The sequence below is a fragment of the Akkermansia muciniphila genome (assembly GCF_900184965.1).
Taxonomy (GTDB): Bacteria; Verrucomicrobiota; Verrucomicrobiia; order Verrucomicrobiales; family Akkermansiaceae; genus Akkermansia; species Akkermansia muciniphila_A.
The window spans coordinates 1-22,253 of record NZ_FXYA01000214.1 but is presented as its reverse complement, the minus strand read 5'-3'; the positions used below and the strand labels follow the sequence as shown (position 1 = coordinate 22,253).

19 protein-coding genes and 1 tRNA gene are annotated in these 22,253 nt (G+C 57.4%); 15 read left to right on the top strand and 5 right to left on the bottom strand.

Translation table 11 applies throughout. The features are described from left to right. Nucleotides 1–60: 60 nt before the first annotated feature. From CI070_RS09985 to CI070_RS09970, 4 genes are all read right to left on the bottom strand, one after another. Complete coding sequence (locus CI070_RS09985; RefSeq protein ID WP_046436133.1) at nt 61–573, bottom strand: hypothetical protein; 513 nt, start codon at nt 571–573, stop codon at nt 61–63. A 127-nt stretch (nt 574–700) separates the two neighbouring features. Then, nucleotides 701–2,641 (bottom strand): phospho-sugar mutase, encoded by a 1,941-nt coding sequence (locus tag CI070_RS09980; RefSeq protein WP_256943704.1) that lies wholly within the window; start codon nt 2,639–2,641, stop codon nt 701–703. Between the two features lie 124 nt (nt 2,642–2,765). After that, complete coding sequence (locus tag CI070_RS09975; RefSeq protein WP_094135614.1) at nt 2,766–4,550, bottom strand: ABC transporter ATP-binding protein; 1,785 nt, start codon at nt 4,548–4,550, stop codon at nt 2,766–2,768. Further along, a complete protein-coding gene (locus CI070_RS09970; RefSeq protein WP_179218311.1) occupies nt 4,544–6,394 on the bottom strand; it encodes an ABC transporter ATP-binding protein in 1,851 nt (616 codons plus the stop codon). Before CI070_RS09970 ends, CI070_RS09975 begins: the two co-directional genes overlap by 7 nt. Before the next feature lie 177 nt (nt 6,395–6,571). Here CI070_RS09970 and CI070_RS09965 point away from each other — a divergent pair, with 177 nt between their 5' ends. The 15 genes from CI070_RS09965 to CI070_RS09895 all read left to right on the top strand — a co-directional run bounded on the left by CI070_RS09965 (nt 6,572) and on the right by CI070_RS09895 (nt 21,728). Continuing rightward, nucleotides 6,572–7,978, top strand: coding sequence for a hypothetical protein (locus CI070_RS09965; protein WP_094135610.1), 1,407 nt, complete (start codon nt 6,572–6,574; stop codon nt 7,976–7,978). 75 nt (nt 7,979–8,053) lie between these two features. Next, nucleotides 8,054–8,854 (top strand): MlaE family ABC transporter permease, encoded by an 801-nt coding sequence (locus tag CI070_RS09960; protein ID WP_094135608.1) that lies wholly within the window; start codon nt 8,054–8,056, stop codon nt 8,852–8,854. Nucleotides 8,855–8,869: 15 nt separating this feature from the next. Next, nucleotides 8,870–9,688, top strand: a complete 819-nt coding sequence (locus CI070_RS09955; protein ID WP_094135606.1) for an ABC transporter ATP-binding protein — start codon at nt 8,870–8,872, stop codon at nt 9,686–9,688. A gap of 18 nt (nt 9,689–9,706) precedes the next feature. Beyond that, on the top strand, nt 9,707–10,711 hold the full coding sequence (locus CI070_RS09950) for an MlaD family protein (protein WP_094135604.1): 1,005 nt from the start codon (nt 9,707–9,709) through the stop codon (nt 10,709–10,711). Between the two features lie 143 nt (nt 10,712–10,854). After that, entirely contained in the window at nt 10,855–11,181 is a 327-nt protein-coding gene (locus CI070_RS09945) for a DUF883 family protein (protein ID WP_012419221.1), read from the top strand. A 66-nt stretch (nt 11,182–11,247) separates the two neighbouring features. Then, nucleotides 11,248–11,694, top strand: a complete 447-nt coding sequence (locus tag CI070_RS09940; protein ID WP_094135602.1) for a phage holin family protein — start codon at nt 11,248–11,250, stop codon at nt 11,692–11,694. Further along, nucleotides 11,655–12,041: a hypothetical protein gene (locus CI070_RS09935; protein WP_143245529.1), complete on the top strand. Its 387-nt coding sequence runs from the start codon at nt 11,655–11,657 to the stop codon at nt 12,039–12,041. The genes CI070_RS09940 and CI070_RS09935 overlap by 40 nt, the downstream gene beginning before the upstream one ends. Nucleotides 12,042–12,423: 382 nt before the next feature. Next, nucleotides 12,424–13,506 (top strand): type IV pilus twitching motility protein PilT, encoded by a 1,083-nt coding sequence (locus CI070_RS09930; protein WP_012419224.1) that lies wholly within the window; start codon nt 12,424–12,426, stop codon nt 13,504–13,506. A gap of 25 nt (nt 13,507–13,531) precedes the next feature. Next, nucleotides 13,532–14,626, top strand: coding sequence for a type IV pilus twitching motility protein PilT (locus CI070_RS09925; RefSeq protein WP_094135599.1), 1,095 nt, complete (start codon nt 13,532–13,534; stop codon nt 14,624–14,626). Between the two features lie 24 nt (nt 14,627–14,650). Continuing rightward, on the top strand, nt 14,651–15,724 hold the full coding sequence (locus tag CI070_RS09920; RefSeq protein ID WP_094135597.1) for a peptidylprolyl isomerase: 1,074 nt from the start codon (nt 14,651–14,653) through the stop codon (nt 15,722–15,724). Nucleotides 15,725–15,957: 233 nt separating this feature from the next. Continuing rightward, a tRNA-Ala gene (locus CI070_RS09915) sits at nt 15,958–16,033 on the top strand. A gap of 52 nt (nt 16,034–16,085) precedes the next feature. Beyond that, on the top strand, nt 16,086–17,633 hold the full coding sequence (locus CI070_RS09910; protein WP_094135595.1) for an O-antigen ligase family protein: 1,548 nt from the start codon (nt 16,086–16,088) through the stop codon (nt 17,631–17,633). A gap of 98 nt (nt 17,634–17,731) precedes the next feature. Further along, entirely contained in the window at nt 17,732–18,481 is a 750-nt protein-coding gene (gene kdsB / locus CI070_RS09905; protein ID WP_094135593.1) for a 3-deoxy-manno-octulosonate cytidylyltransferase, read from the top strand. Nucleotides 18,482–18,491: 10 nt separating this feature from the next. Beyond that, nucleotides 18,492–20,099 (top strand): CTP synthase, encoded by a 1,608-nt coding sequence (locus CI070_RS09900; RefSeq protein ID WP_094135591.1) that lies wholly within the window; start codon nt 18,492–18,494, stop codon nt 20,097–20,099. A 66-nt stretch (nt 20,100–20,165) separates the two neighbouring features. Continuing rightward, nucleotides 20,166–21,728, top strand: a complete 1,563-nt coding sequence (locus CI070_RS09895) for a sodium:solute symporter (RefSeq protein ID WP_094135589.1) — start codon at nt 20,166–20,168, stop codon at nt 21,726–21,728. Between the two features lie 284 nt (nt 21,729–22,012). Here CI070_RS09895 and CI070_RS09890 read toward each other — a convergent pair. After that, nucleotides 22,013–22,253: hypothetical protein (locus tag CI070_RS09890; RefSeq protein WP_143245528.1), on the bottom strand; the 241-nt coding region annotated here is incomplete at its 5' end.

Below are 22,253 nucleotides of genomic sequence, written 5' to 3'. Positions count from 1 at the left end.
TTCAAGAAAGCCTGCGCGAACATACGCAGAAAACGCGGTTTTCCTCCGCGCCGCCCCGGTTCAAAGGCCTGTGGGATGGCGCACCAGGAAGTGCCTGGTATTGCGGCCGTCCACTCTCCAGCGGGGGCCTTCGCCGCGGCGCCCGCTTCCCGTAGTGTCAAACCGGAGGCCGCAGATGACCATGAAGACGTGTCCATTCTTGGCATAAATGGAAATCCAGTCCCCGGCGCCTTTCTGCCCGTAATTCAGGAAAAGCCTGGAATGGCGGGTGGACGTAAGCAGACCGGCTTCCTTCAGCACAAAGGAAGTGCTGCCGGAACAGTCATAATGGGTATCATGATGCCTCCTGTGCCCCCCGCCCAGCCGGTACGGCTTGTTGACCAGGGAATTGGCCGCCGCAATGGCGCGCTTGACCTGCGAAGGGGCATTTCTGGGGGGAATGGCTTTCCCGTTATGAAGCACGGCCGTCTTGCCGGGCACAAAGTGGTAGGCGGGAAGACGCGCAGGAGCTTCAACTTGTTGCTGGGAGGAGCAGGAAGAGAGAAAAAGGCCGGCCAAAAGGGCGCCAGCCACAGAGAGAGTTTTGTGGGCCGCAAATGTCATGAGAATTATAAACTGCGGAATTCCCGCCTCCTTGGCAAGAAAATAAATTTCCCCCGTCCACATTACATGGTAGACGGGGGAAAGAAATCAGCAATATTTAGCCATTGGAACGGCTGTGGGCATCTTTTTCCACGGCCGTCCACAGGGAATCCAGGGAAGCCTGGACTTTCGCCAATGCTTCCTTCACAGGAGCGCCCGGTTTCCCGTGCCCGAAGAGGTAGTATTTAATCTTGGGTTCCGTTCCGGAGGGGCGCACCGCAAAACTGCGGCCGTCCGCCAGATCTACGAAAATCATTTTTTCCGCCGGAATGGGATCGCCTTCCGCATCCACCATGTCGCCCTTGGAAAAGTCCCGGATGCCGCTGACGGCTACGCCGTCCACTTCCGTGGGAGGATTGGAGGAATAGGAAGCGGCGAGGGCGGCGATTCTGGCCGCGCCGTCCGCGCCTTCCATAACCAGCGATTTTCCCATTTCCAAATATACACCGAACTGCTCAAAGAGTTCATGCAGCAGTTCCAGAAGGCTCTTGCCTATGCTTTCCGCATACGCGGCCAGTTCCGCAAAGATGATGGCGGCGGAGTTGGCGTCCTTGTCCCGCACAAAGTCCTGGGCCAGGTAGCCGTAGCTTTCCTCCCCGCCGAAGACAAAGTAACGGCTGTATTCCAGACGCAGGGCGTGTGTCTGTTCTTCACTCATCTTGCGGTAGCCCTCCCGTTTTTCCGCCGGAATGGCCTGTTCATATTTACCGAGTTTCTGGGCAATATACTTGAACCCCGTGAGGACGTTGACCACTTCATAACCGAAGTGGTGGCCGATGGCGTCCTGAAGCCCCGTCGTCACAAAGGTTTTCACCATCACGGCGCGGGAACGGTTGGAGTCATTGATGATGCCAAGATCGGACATGCTCATGCAGCGGTACCACGCCAGCAGGGAGCCGATCTGGTTGCCAGTCAGCAGGTGCATCTTTCCGTCTTCCCCGCGCACGGCCACCCCCATGCGGTCCGCATCCGGGTCCGTGGCGATGACGATGTCTGCTCCGGAAGCATCCGCCTGTTCAATAGCCAGGGCCAGAGCCGGCGGATTTTCCGGGTTGGGGGAAGCAACCGTCGGGAAACGTCCGTCCTGCACATCCTGCGCCGCCACGGTCTGCACGTTGCAGCCCAGTTCCTTCAACAGAGGCACGATGATATGGCCGCCCGTCCCGTGGAGGTTGGAGTAAACGATTTTAGCTCCCCCCTTGTTGAAAAGTTCCGGACGGAGCAGCACGGTTTTCAAGCGGTCCATGTAAATGCGGTCAAAGGAGGAATCCAGCACATGAAGGGTTCCGCGTCGGTCTTCCGGCAACGGCTCATATTCTTCGGAAGTCAGGGAATTGACCTCCTTGATCACGGCCTTGTCATGCGGAGGCACCAGCTGGGCTCCATCATTGAAGTAAGCCTTGAAACCGTTGTCATGGGAGGGGTTGTGGCTGGCGGTCAGCACCACGCCGGAATCCGCATGAAGCTCCCGGATGGCAAAGGAAATTTCAGGAGTGGCGCGGGGGCTGTCGAACAGGTAAATGTCACATCCCAGGTCCGTGCCGATTTTTGCGCAGAATTCGGCAAAGTCACGGGAAAAGTGGCGCGTGTCGTGTCCGATGACCAGGCGGGGCTTCCTGCCCGGGTCCGTAGCCTCCACATGCTTGTTCACATAAATGATCAGACCACGCATGGCCCGCCCCACATTGAAGTAGTTCATGCAGGCGGTCCCCACGCAGGGATATTCCGGGCGGCCGTTCACGCCGCCGTTCCCCTGCTCCGCCCGGGTGACGATGCTGCCGATGGTGCGTCCCCGCAGCCCCCCCGTTCCGAAGGCCAGTGTTTTGTAAAAACGGTCGTTCAACTCCTGCCATTCCCCGGCGGCGGCCAATTCTTCTACGGCCTCGCGCGCTATGGGGGATTTGGTACCATCCAGCAGAAGGCGGATATTGGTCCGGGAAGACTCCAAAAGCTTCCCTTCTTTAACGGCATTCATCAGGGATTCGTCCAGTATATTCATGCTGGCGAAATAGTACATCATGCCCCTTGTTTGACAATAGCTCTTTCCATCATGGCCTGAGAAAAAACGCCATATTCATTCCGGCGCGGACGCGGGAAACGCTTTCCTCCCCATCCCCTCCTATTTAGAGGGACTGGCGGTCATACAGCTCCCGGTACAACGGGCAAGAGGCATAAAGCTCTGCATGGGAACCGTCCCCGACGATGCGCCCGCCCTCAAACACCAGAATGCGCGTCGCCACGCGGATGGAACTGAAACGGTGGGCCACAATAAGCGCCGTCCTTCCCTCCACCAGCCGGTCCAGTTCCTGCTGGATCAGGGCCTCGCTTTCCGCGTCCAGGGACGCGGTGGCTTCATCCAGAATCAGGATGGGAGCATCCTTCAGGAAAGCGCGGGCAATCGCTACGCGCTGCCGCTGGCCGCCGGACAATCCGCTGCCTCCGTCGCCAAGCATGGTTTGATAGCCGTCCGGCATACCCATGATGAAACCGTCCGCAGCCGCGGCGCGCGCCGCGGCCACCACCTCATCATCCGTAGCGTCCTGACGTCCCAGACGGATATTTTCCATAATGGTGCCGTGGAACAGGACGGGGTGCTGGGAGACGAAGGCGATATTCTTACGCACATCATGCAGGGAAGCGTCCCTCACATCCACGCCATCCACGCGCAGGGCTCCGGAACTAACGTCATAAAACCTGGGAAGGAGGCTGGCAAATGTCGTCTTTCCGGCGCCGCTGGGCCCTACCAGCCCCACTACTTCCCCGGGGCGGATATGCACGTTGATACCGTCCAGCACCTTGCGGGCGCCATCATAGGAAAAGGAAACGCCGTCATAATCCAGGCGGCCGGCGGCGCGTCCCATAGGAACGGGATCAACGGCCTCCGGCATGGTATCCGGTTCTTTCAGGAGGTAATTGATGCGCTCCAGGGAGGCATAAGCGCTCTTCAAATTGGTGAGCGTCACGCCCAGCCGTTTGAGAGGGTCGTAACACATGAACAGGGCGGCGGCCAAAGCAGTGAAATCAGCCTTGGTGATGCCCATTTCATGCCCCCTTACCAGCAAAACGCCCAGGCCCAGCGCCGTCACCATTTCCAGCACGGGAACCAGGAAGTGCCTGTACTTCACCGTTCTGAGATTGATTTTGAAAAAACGCTGAATCAGCCCCAGGAAAAGTTTTACCTGTTGTTCCTGCATTCCGTAGGAACGGATTTCACGCTGGGAGGCCAAATTCTCCTGGGCGGCGGCCGTAATATTGCCCAGTTCGTCCTGAGCCTGTTTGGACTTCTTCATCACGCGGCGGCCGAAAAAGCGGATGGGCCATATGGCCAGCGCAATCAGCCCCAGATTCATCAGGACCAAAGCCGTATTCGGATCAACAAATACCTTGTACACCAGGAAGGCAAGGGCGGTCAGCAGAGTCAGGGGCTGCTTGATGATGTCATTGGCCGCAACCACCAGCCCCCCCTGCACGTTGGCGGCGTCATTGATAAGCCGGCTGATCAGGTCCCCCCGTTTCTGACGGTCAATGAAGGAAAGGGGCAGCGTCTGCAATTTGGAAAAGGCGTCCAGCCGGATTGCCTCCAGCACTTTCATGCTGACGATGCTGATCCAGTACACGTTGAAGAACGTGCCTATGCCCCGGACGGCGAAGACCAGAGGCAGCAGGGAGCATACGGCCAGCAGCACCGCCATGCGCATGTGTTCCGGGGCCACCAGCCGGGCGATCATGTCCTGGAGCTCCGGGGGAATCTGTGTATTGTCGAATACCACCGGAAATACTTTGGCAATCATCAGCGGAAAACCGAAACCGCTGGCGGCGGCTGCCAGGGCCCCGGCAGCCAGAGCGGCGATGAACAGCTTCATCACGGGCTTCAAATACCGCGCATATTCAAAAAACTGTCTTAACATGAGGCGCCTCCTTCCTCCTCCGCAATCATCTGCTGCTTATTGTAAAGTTCCCGGTACAGGGGAGAAGAAGCCATCAGCTCTTCATGCGTGCCGTCCGCAACCACGCTTCCCTTCTCCAGCACCAGAATGCGGTCCGCCATCCGGATGGTGCTGAAACGGTGGGCAATAATGAACGTCGTGCGGCCGGAAGCCAGTTTCTCAATCTCCTTCTGAATCTGTTCCTCGCTCTTCATATCCAGGGAAGCCGTGGCTTCATCCAGCACCAGGATGGGAGCGTTTTTCAGAAAGGCCCTCGCCAGGGAAACGCGCTGCCGCTGGCCGCCGGAAAGCCCTTCCCCCATTTCCCCGATCATGCGGGAATACCCTTCCCCCGTCTCATGGATAAAACTGTCCACGGCGGACATGCGCCCGGCTTCTTCCACTTCCGCGTCGGAAGCGTCCGGACGGCCGATGCGAATATTGTCCGCCACGGAGCCGCGGAACAGAACGGGATACTGGGAAACCAGCGCTATGTGGGAAAGAAGATCCTTTTTACCCATCTCCCGCACGTCGATGCCGTCCACCTTCACGCTGCCGGAAAGGACATCATAAAAACGGCACAGCAAATTAATGAATGTCGTCTTCCCTGCTCCGCTGGGCCCGACCAGGGCCACCACCTGTCCGGCCGGAATGCGGAGATCAATGTTCCTCATGACGGGGGAGTCCTGCTGATAACCGAAGCAAACGTTGCGGAACTCCACTTCCCCCTTCCATGCCTCCGGGCTTCTTGGATTTTCCGGTTCGGGCACGTCATCCGGAGCATTCAGCACGTGGTTGATGCGTTCCAGACCGGCATTAAGGGTTTCCGCCTTGTTATGGACGGAACCCAGCTTCTTGACCGGCTCATAGCAAAGATACATGGCCGTGGCCAGCGCGGCAAAATCCCCCATGTTCATGCCGTTCATATTGCCAACCAGCAGGGTGGCGGCCATGGCTATGGCGCTGACGAACTCAATCAAGGGGGTCAGCAAGCTCTGCCACCTAACCGCGCCGATAGACGCCTGGATATAACGGCGGATTCTGTCTCTGAACAGCCCTATCTGCTGCTGTTCCAGTTCAAAGGCCCGGATATCCCGCTGGGAAGAAAAATTCTCCTGAAGCGTGGAGGAAAGATCCCCCTGGCTGGATTGCACCACCCGGGCGCGGGCAAGCATTTTCTTGCCGATGTACCGAATGGGAATCACGCAAACGCCTACCAGGAGCATATTCGCCAGCAGAATAAGAAACTGCTGGCTGACGGAAGCCCTGTAAATCAGAAACCCTAACGCGGCCAAAAGAGTCAGGGGCTGGATAATGAGGTCATTGGCAATCTGCACCAGGCCTCCCTGGAGAAACTGGGTATCCTGCATCAGGCGGCTCAACAGGTCCCCCTTCTGCTGCCGGTCGTGAAAAGCCAGGGACAAATCCTGATACTTTCGGTAAACCTTGAGCCGCAACGTTTCCAGCACTCCCAGCCCTATTTTGGAAAGCAAATAGACATTGACAAAAGATGACAGGCCGCGCACCACCACCACCAGCGGGAGCATGGCCGCCGTGGCCCACACCGTCACCAGGGGCAGGTTTTCCGGGCTCACATACCACAAGAGCACGCGTTCCGCCCAGGGGGGCAGCGGTTTCCCGTCAAAAATCACGGGAAACATCTCCTGTAAAATCACCGGAATGCCGAAACCGCTGGCAACAGCGGCCACCACGCCTCCGACCACAGCCCACGCCAGCGTGCCCCTATAAGGAAGAAGATACTCGCGCCACAATGCCCTGGCGCGCTGGATGGAGGATTCCTGCCCCTCTGTTGACTGTTTCCTCATAAGTATTCCGAATAGCCGCGCCCGGGAACGGACGGCGCGCAATCGGCAGGGATCATACCATGAAGACCGTGAATGACAAGCTCCTTGAAATAAAAACTGCATGAGTAAAGGCATGGGGGCGGACCTCCGGTCATCCCGGCTTGCCCGCCGCCCCGTAATAGTCTACCTTTCCGTCGCATGCTGAAAACAGGATTCATCCAACCGGAAACCATTCCCGGCCACTTTCCCCGAAACCTCAGAGCCATCGTGGAACTGTACCGCTCCTGCCTGGACGCAGGCGCGGAGCTCGTCCTCTGTCCGCCGCTGGCCCTCAGCGGCGTACATACCGGTGAACTGGCTTTGCGCAGCGGCTTCCGGGCCCAGCACCGGGCGGCCCTGGCCTACCTGGCACGGGAAATAGCGGACGTCCCCCTGCTACTGGGAGCGGCGGACGCGGAAGGAATCCGATTCCACCTGTTGAGGAACGGACTTTCCTTTCCCCGGCAGGCCGTTATCCCTCCCTCCCCGCATGGAAACGAACGCGTCCCCGTCTTTGGCATCCGGAGAACGGAGGATGAAGCCGTTTTCTCCATCGCCCCGCGGGAAGAAATTCCGCCGCCGCACGTTTCCTCCACATGCCTGCTGCTCCGCACGCCCGCCCATGCATGGCATGAGGGGCTGCTGGAACAGGATGAGGCAGAAGCCCGCCGTACGGCGCGGAAAACAGGTCTCCCCGTATTGACGGCCCGCCTGGCCGGGGGAGAAGGTCCGTTTCTGCTGCCCGGCGCATCTTCCGTATGGTCCGGCAACGGACATCTTCTCAAACGGCTGCGTCTTTTTGAACGGGACTTCGCCGTCATTTCACCGGAAAACTCCACAGAAACGGACTCCCCCCTGCCCTCCCCGGAAAAACAGCTCCGGCACGCCCTCCGCAAAGGGATGGAAGACTTCATTTTGAAAAGCGGGTATGGGGCCGTCTGCCTGAATTTGCTGGAAAATTCCGCTTCCCTTCTGTTAGCGGAACTATTGAAGGAAATGCGGCCCTCTCTGGCAATAACGGGGTTTATCCCCGCCCTGCCCGGCATTCCGGAAGAGACAAGGGAAAAGGTTCAAGCCTTCGCCGGCGCGGCTGGCATTGGCGTACGGACGGTTTCTCTCCCTAACAAAACCGAAGGGCTGGACGAAAGAGCCACGGCCGCATGGCTCATGCGCCAATGGGCGGAAGAAGAAGGAGCCCTGCCGCTCTCTTCTCTGACGGGAACGGATATCATGACGGAGCCCCGCTTCCTTCCTGCCGCTTTAGCCGCGGATTTCATGCCGCTGGGGGATTTATACGAGACGGAACTGGCAAACCTGTTCCCCGGTTTCATTTCCCCGGCTCCGGAGGCCGCCATGCGTGACGGATTTCTCATCCGTCTGCACCGGAAACATGAATCCGCCACGGAGCTGGCGAACCGGTTCCCGGAATCGGAAAGGGAAATACGCCGTTTGCAGCGGCAGGCCCGCGCATCCGAATGGACGCGCCTGAAACTGCCGCCCCGCCTCATGCTGCGCTCCATCCCCGGAACGCAGGAAACGCCTTATATCCATCGGCTGGCAGACTGACGCGGAACCTTCCTTTTCCTCCCGTGGCATACATTGCGCTTGCTCTTGAAGCGGAAGAAATGATTAGTAGAAGCCATGCAATTCCATGTAGCAACCATGATCGGCCGCGCCGCTTTAAGGCTGGTTGACCGGTTGGGGTCAATCGGATTGCTGCTTTACCAAGTGGCTTCATGCATGTGGTCCGGTCAGTTCCGGATGCGCGTGCTTGTGGAGCAAATTGCAAAAATCGGGGTGCAATCCCAGCCGGTGGTCATCATCACCGGCGCGTTCACCGGAGCGGTGCTGGAAGCCCAGACACTGTTCCAGCTTCAAACGGTGAGAATGGAAACCATGGGCGGGGCCGTCGTCGCCGTGGGCATGTTCCGGGAGCTGGGGCCCGTCATCACCGGGCTGATGCTTGCGGGGCGCGTCGGGTCCGCCATGGCCGCGGAAATCGGCACCATGAAAGTCACGGAACAGGTGGATGCCCTCAACTCCATGAATGTGGATCCGGTAGACTACCTGGTGAAGCCGCGGATACAGGCCATGCTTATTTCCATGCCCATTCTGATGATGGAAGCCGTTCTGGTGGGCATCGCCTCCGCATACATCGTCAGCGTCACCGCTTTTAACGTAGACCAGGCCTACTGGATGCACTTCATGAGCAAATTTGTCACTATGGGGGACATTATCGTCGCCCTGGTCAAGGCTCTTGCTTTCGGCCTCATCATTTCCACCATCTCCTGCCGGGAGGGGCTGAACACTACAAACGGCGCCGTGGGCGTAGGCAAATCCACCATGCAGGCCATGGTGTACGCTTCCGTGGCCCTGCTCATCGCCAACTTTATCCTGACCATGATCCTCAACTCGTTCTTCCCCATGGGATTCATGAGATAGCCTTTCCCCGCCGCCATGCAGCCATTCATCCGCGTCCACCAGCTCAGACAAAGCTTCGGCACCCAGGAAGTGCTGAAAGGCGTAAGCTTTGACGTGGGCAAAGGAGAACTGATGGCTTTAATAGGGGGCTCCGGAGCCGGGAAAAGCGTCATTCTGAAACATCTGGACGGCCTGATGGAACCCTTGGACGGTTATGTGGAAATAGACGGCAGGCGCATCAGCGGCGCGCCGGAAAAAATCAAAAAGCAAATCCGCAGCAAAATCGGATTCATGTTCCAGCAGGGGGCCTTATTCGACTCCCTAAGCGTGGGAGAAAACGTAGCTTTCCCTCTGCAGGAGGCGGGGATCAGGGATGAAAACGAACTGGACACCCGCATCTCAGCCGCTTTGGACTCCGTAGGGCTGCTGGGACAGCAGGAAAAAATGCCGGCCAGCCTCTCCGGCGGCATGATCAAGCGCGTCGCCGTAGCCAGGGCAATCATTACCACTCCGGAATGCCTGCTCTATGACGAACCCACCGCGGGCCTGGACCCCATCGTCACGGACAGCATCAGCTTCCTCATCCGGCGGATCTGCAAGGACAAAGGCATCACCACCGTCATTGTCTCCCATGACATGCCCAGCGTGATCCGCATCGCGGACAAAATCGTCTATCTCAGAAACGGTGAGGTTTACTGGACGGGAACTCCGGAAGAACTGCTGCACTCCAAAGACGAAATCCTGCAAAAGTTCCTGTATGGGGACTCCGGGGAAAACTGGGCTGCCCTGTCCGGCAAAAATGAAAATTTCCAACGGGTTCTGCTGGAACGGGCGGAACGGGAACGCAAACAATAACCATCTTGCCACAGAGCCATGAAACAGAAACTTAAACCGGAAACATGGGTAGGCCTCTTTCTGATCGCCGGAATCCTGATGATTATCGGAGTCATCCTGGGATTCGGCAACATCAAAACATCCAAAGAGCAAACCTACCCCATCAACATCATTTTCAAAGATGCGGCGGGGCTCATCAAGGATTCCCAAATCCGCCTGGGCGGCGTCACGGTGGGGAAAGTCACCAAAGCCCCTGAACTCCTGCCTTCCGGCAATGAAGTCATGCTAGAAGCCAGCATCCAGAGCGACGTGAAAATCCAGCAAGGGTCCGTCTTCCGGGTGGACATGCAGAACATCCTGGGCGACAAATACATTGATATCGTCCCTCCGGCCCAGCCCACGCATGAATACATCCTTCCCCATGCCACCATCATCGGTCAGCCGGAGAGCGATTTCAGCAAAATCAAAAACAATGCCGTGGGCGCCACAGAGGAAATCCTGAAAATCCTCAAGCAAATCGAGAAAAATTCGGACAACATTGACGACGCCATCCTCAATATCGGAGAGGCGGCCAAAGGGCTGGCCCAGACGACCAGGCTGATCAATGAGGGCATCCTGAACCGGGAGAACCTCCAAAACCTCGGCAGCGTACTGTCTCAAATAAACCGGACGGGAGAACAGCTCCCCGGCCTCATGGAAGAAACGCGCTCCTCGGTCGCGGCCATGAAAGACACCGTCCGGGATGCCCGCAAACTCATTGCCGGAGCTGAAGAAAAACTCAACACTCTGGATCCCGCCGTCAAGGCAATCCCCCCTACGCTGGCCGCTCTGAGGAAAGCATCTGAACAAATCTCCTCCATCACGGCTGACGCACGTAAAAACCAGGGCTTTCTGGGATTGCTCATGTACGACGCGCGCTTCCGGGCCAACGCTCAGGAATTCATCCGTAACCTAAGGGATTACGGCATTCTGCGGTACCGGAATCCTAACGAACCCCAAGTCAAACCGGACCCCCGCGGCGGTTTTTCAGGAAGCCGCCGCTGACAGGCCGCACAATTCCGGGTGAAGCCGCTTTACACACTTGCCAATAGTGGGAAGCGTGCTAAATAATTTCCAATGTGAGAGGCGAAAACATGTAAGCCGACATGTTTTTCAACAGAAACCAACCCTTAATACTCTAATCAACCATGCAAGACAACCAAACCGAACTTGAAACGACCGCAGCAGCAAATGACACCTCCTGCTCCTGCCCTTCCGCCCGCGAGCTTGCCGTCACCAGATTCCAGCAGGCCAGGGCTTTCGCCGCGGCTAAAGTAAATCAAATCCGCAAGGCGGCTACGGAACAGGCCAGCACCATCTGCGACTACGCCCAGGAAAAGGGAGAAGTCATCCGTGACAAGGCCAAGAAGTTTCACGAAGCGGGTGAAGAATACGTGAAGGAAAAACCCACCCAGTCCGTGCTGATTGCCATGGGCGTGGGCCTTCTCATCGGCCTGCTTATCCGCCGTCGCTAACCCTCTCCTTTCATTCCGCGCCATGCGCGCCGCGCGCATGGCGTCCTCCCCTCATCAAACCGAACCATGGGACTGATTGACAAACTCAAGCGAACCTTCGTCACCCCCCTTGTGGAGGAAAAGGAAGAAGGAATGGCCATGGTCCGGTCCCTCCGGGAAACCGGGACGGCAGCCCTGGCCCATGCGGAAGCCCTGGCCGCACTGCTCAAACTGGAACTGAAGGAAGCGTCCAAACGGCTGGGCAAAAAAACGGCCCTTCTCCTGATGGGGGCTTTCATGGCCTTCTTCGGCTATCTTTTTCTGTGGTGCCTGCTGACCGTGGTCATGGCGTACTTCTGGGGATTCATCGCCGGGCTTGCCGTCACCACGGGGCTTCATCTCCTGGCGGCCGCCGCGGCGTTCATCCTTTTCAGCCGAACCCATGTAACGCCTATCGCTCCTGCGACGGCGGAAGAACTTAAAACGGATTTATCATGTCTGCAAATGGCTCTCAAGAAAAGCTCGCACTCCTGATGCGGGTGGCTTCCTCCCGGCTGGATATCGTTAATGAAGCGGACAGCCTGGTGCAAAAGACGCAGCAGCAGGCCGACCACTTCCGTAAATTGAAAAAAAAGGCCATGTCCCTGCCTGTGATCGGCTCTATTGTCGGTACGGTGGGTGGCGTTCTTCTTATCCGCATGTTTACGGGAAAAAAAAGAAGAAATCCGGTCCCTTCCCCACAGCCGCCCGCTTCCGGAAGCTGGGTTCATTCCTCCATCTTCCGTTTCATCGTTGAAATCCTGATCACCCTGGCTTTTCCTTCCCTGAAAAAAATGGGGCTCGGCCTGGCCGGCAAAAAATTCCTCAGCCTGTTTAAATAACAGGATTTTCCGGCTAAGACAGCGGCTTTTTGCCGCCTCTTGAAAAAGGTTCGGGAATGCCGTCGTCGCAAAAAAACAGAGGCATTCCCCTGCGGCGTTAAAGAAAAACCGTCCCCCCCTCCCTGTCTTCCAGGGAACGCCAAACCAGGCCCGGAGGGAAAAGCCAATCTCCCGCGCCGCTCCCCTGTGTCATCCTCCTTCCTTTTACCCGGAAACAAACGTCCGCGGATCTTCCGCAACGCCCCCTTTCTCAAAATTCTGCATCTGTCGCGGAACGGCGCGAAGCCGCTTTTACAGAAATCGGTTCCCGAATATTTTTTGCTGGTCAAAAAAGCTCTGTTTTCGTTAGTATGCAGCTTTATCAGTTTGCTGCATTCACAACATGAGCGAATACATTTTGCCCCACGTCGACGGATATCTCAAACTTGGACAGGATTACGACTGTTCCGATATCCACCTTGCCGTCAACAGCCGTCCCACCTGGCGCCGGTTCGGCCAGCTTCTCCCCATCTGGGAGGAAGCGCCCAATCTCACGCCCCAGGACACGGAAGTGCTGGCGAGGGGCTTTCTGGAAGACCCGGAATGGAACCGCCTTCAGCAACGGGGGGACGTGGACTTCGCCTACGCCAATGACTTTGGCCGTTACCGCGCATCCGTGGTTAAACAGCGCCTGGGTTATGACATCTGCTTCCGCATCATCAACACGCGGGTGCGCACCATGGAGGAAATAGGCCTGCCGACGGAATACGTGGTGCCCCTCACCCGCTACACCAACGGCCTCATTTTAGTCACGGGTTCCGTAGGTTCCGGTAAATCCACCACGCTGGCCTCCATCGTGGATTTCATCAACCAGGACCGCCACGACCACATCATCACGCTTGAAGACCCCATCGAATACCTGATTCCCTCCAAAAATTGCCACGTCAACCAGCGTGAAGTGCATAAACACACGGAATCCTTCGCCCGGGCGCTCCGCGGCGCCCTCCGTGAAGACCCTGACGTCATCATGGTGGGGGAAATGCGCGACCTGGAAACCATCTCCCTGGCGCTCACGGCGGCTGAAACCGGCCACCTGGTGCTCGGCACCCTGCACACGGGCTCCGCTGCCCGTACGGTGGACCGCGTGCTGGACGTCTTCCCGGTGGAGCAACGCGACCAGATCCGCATCATGGTCAGCGAATCTCTGCGCGGCATCATCTCCCAGCAGCTGGTTCCCAGAGCGGACGGCAACGGCCGCGCTCTGGCCATTGAAATGCTGGTTAATACGCCCGCCATCGCCAACTGCATCCGCGAAGGCAAGACATTCATGATTCCCGGCTGCATTCAGACCGGGAAAGCCCAGGGCATGATCCTGATGGACGACTCGCTCCGGGCCCTGCACCAGGCGGGCCTCATCACCACGGAAGACTGCATCTTCCGCGCGGAAGACAAAACCATCATGAAATCCTTCCTGGGAATCAAGTAACCTTTAATTTTGAAACACTCCTGTTATGGCAGTCATCGACCAATACTTCAAATATCTCGTAGAAGCGGGCGGCTCCGACCTTCACCTCAGCGAAGGCCAGCCTCCTAAAATCCGCGTCAACGGGACCATCTCCGCCATTTCCGACGAAAACCTGGAAGGCCAGGCGTTCAAAAACCTCCTTGCGGAAATATGCGATCCCCAGGCCTTTCAGAAATATCTGGAAGAAGGGGACCTGGACTTTGCCTATGAAATGGATGAAACATCCCGTTTCCGCTGCAACTATTTCAAGCAGCAGCACGGCCTGGGGGCTGTTTTCCGTCTTATTCCCACCAAAATAGCCACGCTGGAAGAACTGGGCGTGCCTACGGTCGTCAAGGAATTCGCCCACATGAGATCCGGCCTTGTGCTGGTCACGGGCCCCACCGGCTCCGGTAAATCCACCACGCTGGCCGCCATCATCGACTACATCAATAGCAACCAGGCGCGGCACATCATCACCGTGGAAGAACCTATTGAATTCGTCCATCCCAATAAAAAATCCATCGTCACCCAGAGGGAAGTGCCTCTCCAGACGCCTTCCTTCGCAGACGGCCTCCGGGCTTCCCTTCGTGAAGACTCCGACATCGTGCTGGTGGGTGAAATGCGTGACCTGGAAACCATCTCCCTGGCGCTCACGGCGGCTGAAACCGGTCTTCTGGTATTCGGCACCCTGCACACGAACAACGCCAGCAAAACCATTGACCGTATCATTGACGTCTTCCCGTCTGACCAGCAATCCCAGGTGCGCACCATGCTTGCGGGCTCCCTCCGCGGCGTTGTGGCGCAGCTCCTGATGAAGCGCAGCGACAAACCGGGACGCGTAGCCGTCAACGAAATTCTCTTTGCCACGCCGGCCGTGGCGGCCATCATCCGTGAAGGCGCCACGCAGAAAATCCCTGACGTCATCGTCGGCGGCAAGGCCATGGGCATGCAATTCATGGATGACGCCATCTGGCAGAAACTCCAGCAGGGCATCGTCTCCCCGGAAGAAGCCTACATGAAGTGCATTGAAAAGAAGAGATTCCGCAACTTCCTTCCTCCGGAATCCGCCCGTCTGGCAGACGCCGGCGGCGGGAACTAAGCTCTTTGCCCTCTTTCTCCTGCCATGTCCCCCACTGGAAAATTCACGCTCAGGCTTGTGATTTATGGAGCATTCCTGCTCTATCTGGTGGGGGACCTGTTTGTCTGGCACGGCTTTTTGGCCGGCAGAATGGACGCGTACCTGAAACCGATGCCGGGGCCGCCAGGAGACACCTCCGCCCGGATAGCGGAAGTGTATGGAGAACCTGTCACCGCCAACCAGCTTTCCCGGAGGATTACGGAACTGAAACTGCTGCGCCAGCCTCCCGTGCTGGATATGGGCGGAGGGATCAAACTTACCCATGAACCGGACATCCCCGGCGATCTGGCTCCGCGGGCCAGATATGACCTGATCGGCTCCTCCCTTCTGCGCCTGAAAACCAGCGTCAATGACCTCCAGCTTCCCAACCGCAACGCGGAAGCGGCGCGCGCCGTGGAACAAATCCGGTCCCGTTTTGACGGAAACACGGAACAATACCTGAAAACCCTGCATGACCAGAAACTGACGCAGGAACAATTTCAAAAAAAAATAGCAGCCAGGCTCAAACAGACGGAACAGCTCTACCGGGCAACCGCCCAGGCGGCGGAACCGTCCGGCGAAGACCTGAAAACCTGCTACAATCTGATCCGGGACCAGCTCACCCCGCCTGATTTGCGGAAAACCAGGCACATCTTCCTGGCTACCTTGCACAGGGATGAAGCCCAGGTCAGGCAAACTGCGGAAACGCTGCTGGCGCGGCTGGAGGCGGGAGAATCCTTCTCCCGGCTCGCCAGGGAATTCAGTGAAGACGAACGTTCCGCTCCCGCAGGCGGGGAACTCGGCTGGATCAACCCCGCCCGCGCAAAGGAAACCCTGGGTCTGGCTTTGGCAGACGTTCCGGACAACAAGCCGGCGCTTCTCAAAAGCCGGTGGGGGTGGCATCTTGTGGAAGCATCCCCTGTCAAAAAAGGGAAAACGCCATCCTATGAAGAAGCGCTCCCGGCTCTTAGGAATGCAGCCCGGAGCCTCAGAAAAGCTCAAGCCGTGGAATTGTACATGGACGGTCTTTTTGAAGAAGCCCATCTCAGAAACCGCATCAAAAACAAGCAGGTCCGCTGACGCTCCAATTCCGGCAAACGGACCTTCGTAAAAACCGGCCCCCCTCCCCCGCCTTCCCTTAATCCGGAACATTTCCCGGGGGCACACGGCTTCCCAGCGGCCGGCTTCCGGCAGGCATGAAACGTCCGCATGCAACGGGGAAAGGCGGCAACATCCCTCTTATTTGCCTTTCCTGACGAATTCCGCTTGCTTTCAAACGCGGGATGAATTAAATTCTTTCCGGTATTTCCCACGGGGTATTAGCTCAGTTGGTAGAGCGTCTCGTTCGCAATGAGAAGGTCAGGGGTTCGAATCCCCTATACTCCACCATCCATCTCTTTTTCCCGCCACTGTTTTTCATTCGGGAATAACGGGTAGCCCTATGAATGGTAACTTATTTAAAATTGTACTGGTTTCAGTCGTTGCCATTCTTCTGGCCATCATAGGCGGCATCATGTCGGCGGACGGGGATCCCCTTTCCATCGTTCTGGCTGTCTCCCCTTTTGTTCTGGCCGCCTTATTCCTGATGAAAGGGAAAGTGTGGTATCTGTGGATGTTGATACCCATTCTTTTCCTGCCCATCCCCTCTTTAAGGGACTACGCCCCTCTCCTTGCTTACGGAATAACCCTTCCTTTTTACTTGTGGAACGCCATGCTCAGGCGTTCAAATTTGACGTGGAATTCCGCTCCTGTTCTGGACGCTGTCGTTCTCGTGCTGTTCATGCACGTGGGCTACATCTTCCTGAGCCACCCCTTTGCTCTGGGGCTGGATGTGCTGGAAGACTACTACGGAGGCAAGGGATATATCCTTTTCCTCCAGGCCCTCCTGGCCTATCTCTGCCTGTCCTCGCTAAAAACAACCAGCCATGAACTGGGCAAAGTGCTTCAATGGGCCGTTTTCCTGACCATCGTTTTTACCCTCATCTCAACTGCCCGGAATCTCCTTTCACCGGACAGCGCCGGGGCGGATCTTGCCGCAAACGCGGGCTCTCCAGACACGCTCTCCGAAGATTCCCGGAACTCATCTTTCCTCAGAATTTCTATCCTGGCGCTGCAACTGCTCATCATCAACTACTCCGTGTGGCAGATGATCAAGCGTCCCTGGTGGGGGGCGCTGCTTCTTCTTGGAACCGTCGGCATCCTGTTAAGCGGATTCCGCTCCGCCATGGCCCAGGTTGTGTTGCTGTTCTTCACCATCTCCCTGATCTACAAAAGATGGTTCTTCTGCCTTCTGGTTCCCTTCTTCGGAGCGCTTCTGCTTTTGCTGCTCTCCTCTGCGGGAATGCTTCATTCCCTGCCTTTCGGCATCCAACGTACGCTTTCAGCCGTTCCTTTCCTGGACGTCAGCGCGCAAGCCAAGGCAAACGCCGAAGACTCCGTCAACTGGCGTTTTGAGATGTGGAGCTGGGCTCTGGATGACCGTGAACACTTTATTCAGGACAAAATATTCGGAGACGGCTTTTCACGGGATATCAGCATCGTGAAAGCCAATGTCTATGAAGAAGCCTACAACCTGAGCAAAGACCAAAGCGCCTTTGCATGGAACGGTCAGTGGCACAGCGGCCCCATTTCCACGATTCAAACGCTCGGCTACATCGGGATTTCCCTGTACCTCATCCTGTCCGTCGTTGGCATGACCTACGCATGGATCGTCAGTAAAATCTACCGCAATCATCAATACAAACTCGGCATCCTGTATGTTTCCGCCGTCTATTTCACCAAACCGATCTTTTTTTTCCTGATCTTTGGTGAAAGCATCACCATTGCGATGGACATCATATCCCTGGGCATCATTAAAGTACTCTACTCCTGCGCCAAGAGGGAGGGGCTCTACGTATCCCTCCATGTCCGCAAGGAATACATGCCGCTCATGATCCGGAGAACGCAGGAAAAACGGCAGGCCGCCGCAACGGCATCCATTTCCGCCTGACCTCCCCTTTCCTTCCCCGGGAAAAACAGGCGTTCCTGATGCTTGAGGCTGGACTAATTCAAAGGGAGTTGCTACCTTTCGGTGCGGTTCCTTTTCCCATGTCAGCAGATACTTCCCACCATATCATCGGTCTCATTCCGTCACGCTGGGGTTCCTCCAGATTTCCGGGCAAGCCCCTCCACCTCATTGCAGGAAAACCTCTTGTTCAGCATGTATGGGAACGCGTCTGCCGCTGTTCCCGCCTGGACGCCGTCGCCATCGCCACGGACGACCAGCGCATTTTTGACGCCGCCGAATCCTTTGGGGCCAGGGCCATCATGACCTCTCCGGACCATCCCAGCGGCAGCGACCGCCTGGCGGAAGCGGTACGTTCCTTCCCTGCCGCCACGCATGTCGTCAATATCCAGGGGGACGAACCTCTCATTGACCCGTCCCTGATTGACAGGCTGGCGGATGCCCTGGTCTCGGACGAAGCCCTCTCCATGGCCACCGTCGCCTGCCCCATCAGCGCTCAGGAGGACCTGGACAACCCGAACATCGTCAAAGTAGCCCTGGCCTGTAACGGAGACGCCCTGTACTTCTCCCGTTCCGTCATTCCCTACGCCCGCCATCCCCGCGTAGCGCCCCCCTTGCGCCATCTGGGTATTTACGCCTACCGCCGCGACTTCCTTGAAAACTATGTCCGCTGGGAACCAACTCCCCTGGAACAAACGGAATCCCTGGAACAGCTGCGCGCACTGGAAAACGGGGCCAGAATCCGGGTCATCCTGACGGACCACGTCAGTGTGGGCGTGGATACGCCGGAACAGGCGCAACAGGTGGAACAAATCTTACTAAACATACACTAGGAACCAAATCATGAAATACATCTTCGTCACAGGCGGTGTTGTCTCCTCTCTCGGCAAAGGGCTGGCAGCGGCATCCATCGGCACGCTGCTGGAACGCTGCGGCCTCAAGGTAACCCTTCAAAAATTCGACCCTTACCTGAATGTGGACCCCGGAACGATGAGCCCGTTCCAGCACGGGGAAGTGTACGTCCTGAACGACGGGGCGGAAACGGACCTGGACCTGGGCCATTACGAACGTTTCGTTCATTGCAGCCTCTCCCGGCTCAACAACCTCACCTCCGGCCAGGTCTTTGAAAGCGTGCTGCGGAAAGAACGCCGGGGAGACTATCTGGGAAAAACGGTTCAGTACATTCCGCATGTTACGGATGAAATCAAAAACCGCCTCTATGAAGTCACGGAAAAATCAGACGTGGACATCATCATCACGGAAATCGGAGGCACGGTTGGGGACATGGAAGGCCACATCTTCCTGGAAGCCCTGCGCCAATTCGCTCTGGAAGTGGGCCGTGACAACGTCTGCTTCATCCATGTCACCCTGCTCCCCTATATCAAGGCCGCCGGGGAAATGAAGACGAAGCCCACCCAGCAATCCGTCGCCAAGCTCCGGGAAATCGGCATCCAGCCGGACGTGATTATCTGCCGGACGGAATACGACATGAGTGAAGACGAACGCCGCAAAATCGCCATGTTCTGCAACGTGGAGGCCAAAAACGTCATTGCCTTCCGCGACGTCAAAAACACTATCTACGAATGCCCCCTGGATCTCAGCCAGGATAAAATAGACCGCATTGTCACCAGGCGCCTGGGGCTGGACGTTCCGGCGCCCAATCTGGCGGACTGGCAGCGTTACGTCGGCCGGGTCATCAGCCCCAGCCACTCCATAAAAATTGCCGTGGTAGGCAAATACATCGCCCTCCAGGACGCCTACAAATCCATCTATGAATCCTTCACTCACGCCGGAGCGGAAAATGACGCCCGTGTGGAAATTCTCCGGATAGACGCGGAAGAAATTGAGGAAAAGGGCGCGGAGGCCATGATCGGCTCCGTGGACGGCATTCTGGTGCCGGGCGGCTTTGGCGACCGCGGCATTGAAGGGAAAATCCAGACGGTGGAATACGCGCGCGCCAAAGGAATCCCGTTCCTGGGCATTTGCCTGGGCATGCAGGTGGCCGTCATTGAATACGCGCGCCACATCTGCGGCATGGATGACGCCAACTCCACGGAATTCGACCAGAAAACCACCCACCCCGTCATCAGCCTCCAGGAAGAACAAAAAGGCATCCAAGCCATGGGAGCCACCATGCGCCTGGGCGCCTACAAGGCCCTGATCCGGCCCGGAACGCTGGCGCACAAGCTCTACGGCAAGGACAGCGTCACGGAACGCCACCGCCACCGGTACGAATTCAACCCGGCCTACCGCGACGAACTGGAAAACGCAGGGCTGGTCATCAGCGCCGTCAATGACGAACACGGACTGGTGGAAGTCGTGGAACTTCCCGAACATCCCTTCTTCATCGCCTGCCAGTATCATCCGGAATTCCAGTCTGCTCCCAACCGGGCCCACCCGCTCTTTTCCGGTCTGGTTTCAGCCGCGCTGGAACACAAGAGCCACTCTTGATCCCTTCATCAAGCCCGGGGCCTTTTCCGGAATCTCCATTCCGGAAAAGGCCTTCTCTTTCCAGGCATGCTCACGGACCTTTTCGTCATCGTCATCTACTTTCTGGCTATCTTCTGCATAGGCATCTATGCGGGACGAAGGCAAAACTCCCTGACAGACTATGCCCTGGGCAACCGTTCCCTGCCCTGGTGGGCTATTCTGGCCTCTATCCTGGCGGCGGAAATCAGCGCGGCCACCTTCCTGGGAGCTCCCGGGGAAGGATACCATACCCGCAACTTCACGTACGCCCAGCTCTGCATCGGCACCATCCTGGGCCGCATCATCGTCGGCAGGCTCTTTCTCAAGCCCTACTATGACTACAAGGTCGTTTCCATCTATGAATACCTGGAAAAAAGATTCGGGCTCCTGACGCGGCGGACGGCCTCCATGGTCTTCCTGGTCAGCCGGGTGCTCGCCAGCGGAACCAGGCTCTATTTCGCGGGCATTCTGCTGGTCATCGCCTACCAGTTCCTGACAGGCGCCACGGCGGACGCCAGCCAGACTGTCCTGCTCTACATTGCCGCCCTGGTTGCCATCTCCATCGCCACGACCATTTACACCGCGATCGGCGGATTGAAAGCCGTCGTCTGGACGGACGTCCTTCAGGCCGTCGTGCTGGGAGTCTCCATGCTCTCCGCCCTGTGGGTACTGTTTTCCCATATCCCCGGAGGGTGGAGCTCCATCTCCGCCGCCATGAATGGTGGGGACGACTGGAAATTCTTCTCCTGGGGAACCGGAGAAGGGCTGGACTTCCTCCAGCAATGCGCCCACGTGCTGGGCCAGGAATACACGGTGTGGGCAGCCTTCCTGGGAGCAACCTTCATCACCATGGCTACGCACGGCACGGACCAGGACATGGTGCAGCGCATGCTGGCGGCAAAAAACAGCAGGGCGGGAACGCGTGCAGTCATCGTATCCGGCTTGCTGGACTTCCCCATCGTCATCGTTTTCCTCTTCACGGGCATTCTTCTCTATGTCTTCTACCAATACAACCCGTCAAACCTCCCCGCAGACACGCCGCAGCTGCATGTGTTCCCCTACTTCATCATCCATGAACTGCCCAACGGCATCCGCGGGCTGCTGATCGCCGGCCTGCTGGCTACGGCCATGGGGTCCCTTTCCACGGCTCTAAACTCCCTGGCTACTACCGCCACCAGGGACTGGTACCAGGGAATATTCAAACCGGAAGCCACGGAACGGCAGCTGCTCCGGTGCGTGCGCTGGGGGACGGCCGGGTTCTCCCTGCTGCTCATCCTCGTGGGCTCCGTCACGGCATGGTATGTGGTTCATCACCCGGAAATCCGCATCATCCAAATAGCCCTGGGCATCTTCGGCTACACCTATGGCTCCCTGCTTGGCATCTTCCTGTTGGGAATGCTGACCCGCACCAGAGGAAACGATTCGGGAAACATCATTGCCATGGCGGCAGGATGTCTTGTCATCGCTTTACTGACGGGACTCATCCCCCTGCCCTCAGGCTGGCAACAATATATCCCGGAAATAGCCTTTCCGTGGCGCGTGACCATCGGAACGCTGGTTACTTTTATCGTCGGGTTCTGTTTCAGGAATCGCCGCCTCTCCGTGCGCTGAACGGGGGACTGCCGTCGCCCCGCCTGATTTATAAGCCGCAGTTTCCCTTCAAACCTCCTGTGAAAGGAAGTGAAGGAGCAAGCGAAAAACAGGGAAGTCGGAGATAAAAATCCCTAAGGAGGCATCTTTGTTAAACGGGAGTATCTCCACTATCCCCGGAACAGAGAAAAATCGTCTTTCGTTCATCCAGCCCTGATATCTTCCCCCGCTCTCCGGACGCAAAAGCGCCGCTTTCCCGGGAAAGGAAAAGCGGCGTGAAACGGAATGGGAACGCGCTCCCTTTGCTACACTTCTTCCGGGGACAGCCAGCGGAAGGAGACGATATTGAACTTTCTTCCAAACGCCTTGTTCACGGCGCTCAGCTCCGTATCCTCCAGCGCTCCGCTCTTCATGTTGACCTTCCGGGCAGGAGTTTCCGGGCTGTTCACCGGATCCACGTAGTTGATCCCCCTCTGCACCACCGCTTCGCACCACGCGCGCGACAGCACCACCCCTTCGCGGTTGGTCAGCTCCCCGTAGGCGCGC

Excerpts from the sequence above, each read along its gene's own strand:
- CI070_RS09980 (WP_256943704.1), bottom strand. The coding sequence starts at position 2,641 with ATGAATATACTGGACGAATCCCTGATGAATGCCGTTAAAGAAGGGAAG.
- CI070_RS09975 (WP_094135614.1), bottom strand. The coding sequence starts at position 4,550 with ATGTTAAGACAGTTTTTTGAATATGCGCGGTATTTGAAGCCCGTGATG.
- CI070_RS09970 (WP_179218311.1), bottom strand. The coding sequence starts at position 6,394 with ATGAGGAAACAGTCAACAGAGGGGCAGGAATCCTCCATCCAGCGCGCC.
- CI070_RS09965 (WP_094135610.1), top strand. The coding sequence starts at position 6,572 with ATGCTGAAAACAGGATTCATCCAACCGGAAACCATTCCCGGCCACTTT.
- CI070_RS09960 (WP_094135608.1), top strand. The coding sequence starts at position 8,054 with ATGCAATTCCATGTAGCAACCATGATCGGCCGCGCCGCTTTAAGGCTG.
- CI070_RS09955 (WP_094135606.1), top strand. The coding sequence starts at position 8,870 with ATGCAGCCATTCATCCGCGTCCACCAGCTCAGACAAAGCTTCGGCACC.
- CI070_RS09950 (WP_094135604.1), top strand. The coding sequence starts at position 9,707 with ATGAAACAGAAACTTAAACCGGAAACATGGGTAGGCCTCTTTCTGATC.
- CI070_RS09945 (WP_012419221.1), top strand. The coding sequence starts at position 10,855 with ATGCAAGACAACCAAACCGAACTTGAAACGACCGCAGCAGCAAATGAC.
- CI070_RS09940 (WP_094135602.1), top strand. The coding sequence starts at position 11,248 with ATGGGACTGATTGACAAACTCAAGCGAACCTTCGTCACCCCCCTTGTG.
- CI070_RS09935 (WP_143245529.1), top strand. The coding sequence starts at position 11,655 with ATGTCTGCAAATGGCTCTCAAGAAAAGCTCGCACTCCTGATGCGGGTG.
- CI070_RS09930 (WP_012419224.1), top strand. The coding sequence starts at position 12,424 with ATGAGCGAATACATTTTGCCCCACGTCGACGGATATCTCAAACTTGGA.
- CI070_RS09925 (WP_094135599.1), top strand. The coding sequence starts at position 13,532 with ATGGCAGTCATCGACCAATACTTCAAATATCTCGTAGAAGCGGGCGGC.
- CI070_RS09920 (WP_094135597.1), top strand. The coding sequence starts at position 14,651 with ATGTCCCCCACTGGAAAATTCACGCTCAGGCTTGTGATTTATGGAGCA.
- CI070_RS09910 (WP_094135595.1), top strand. The coding sequence starts at position 16,086 with ATGAATGGTAACTTATTTAAAATTGTACTGGTTTCAGTCGTTGCCATT.
- kdsB (WP_094135593.1), top strand. The coding sequence starts at position 17,732 with ATGTCAGCAGATACTTCCCACCATATCATCGGTCTCATTCCGTCACGC.
- CI070_RS09900 (WP_094135591.1), top strand. The coding sequence starts at position 18,492 with ATGAAATACATCTTCGTCACAGGCGGTGTTGTCTCCTCTCTCGGCAAA.
- CI070_RS09895 (WP_094135589.1), top strand. The coding sequence starts at position 20,166 with ATGCTCACGGACCTTTTCGTCATCGTCATCTACTTTCTGGCTATCTTC.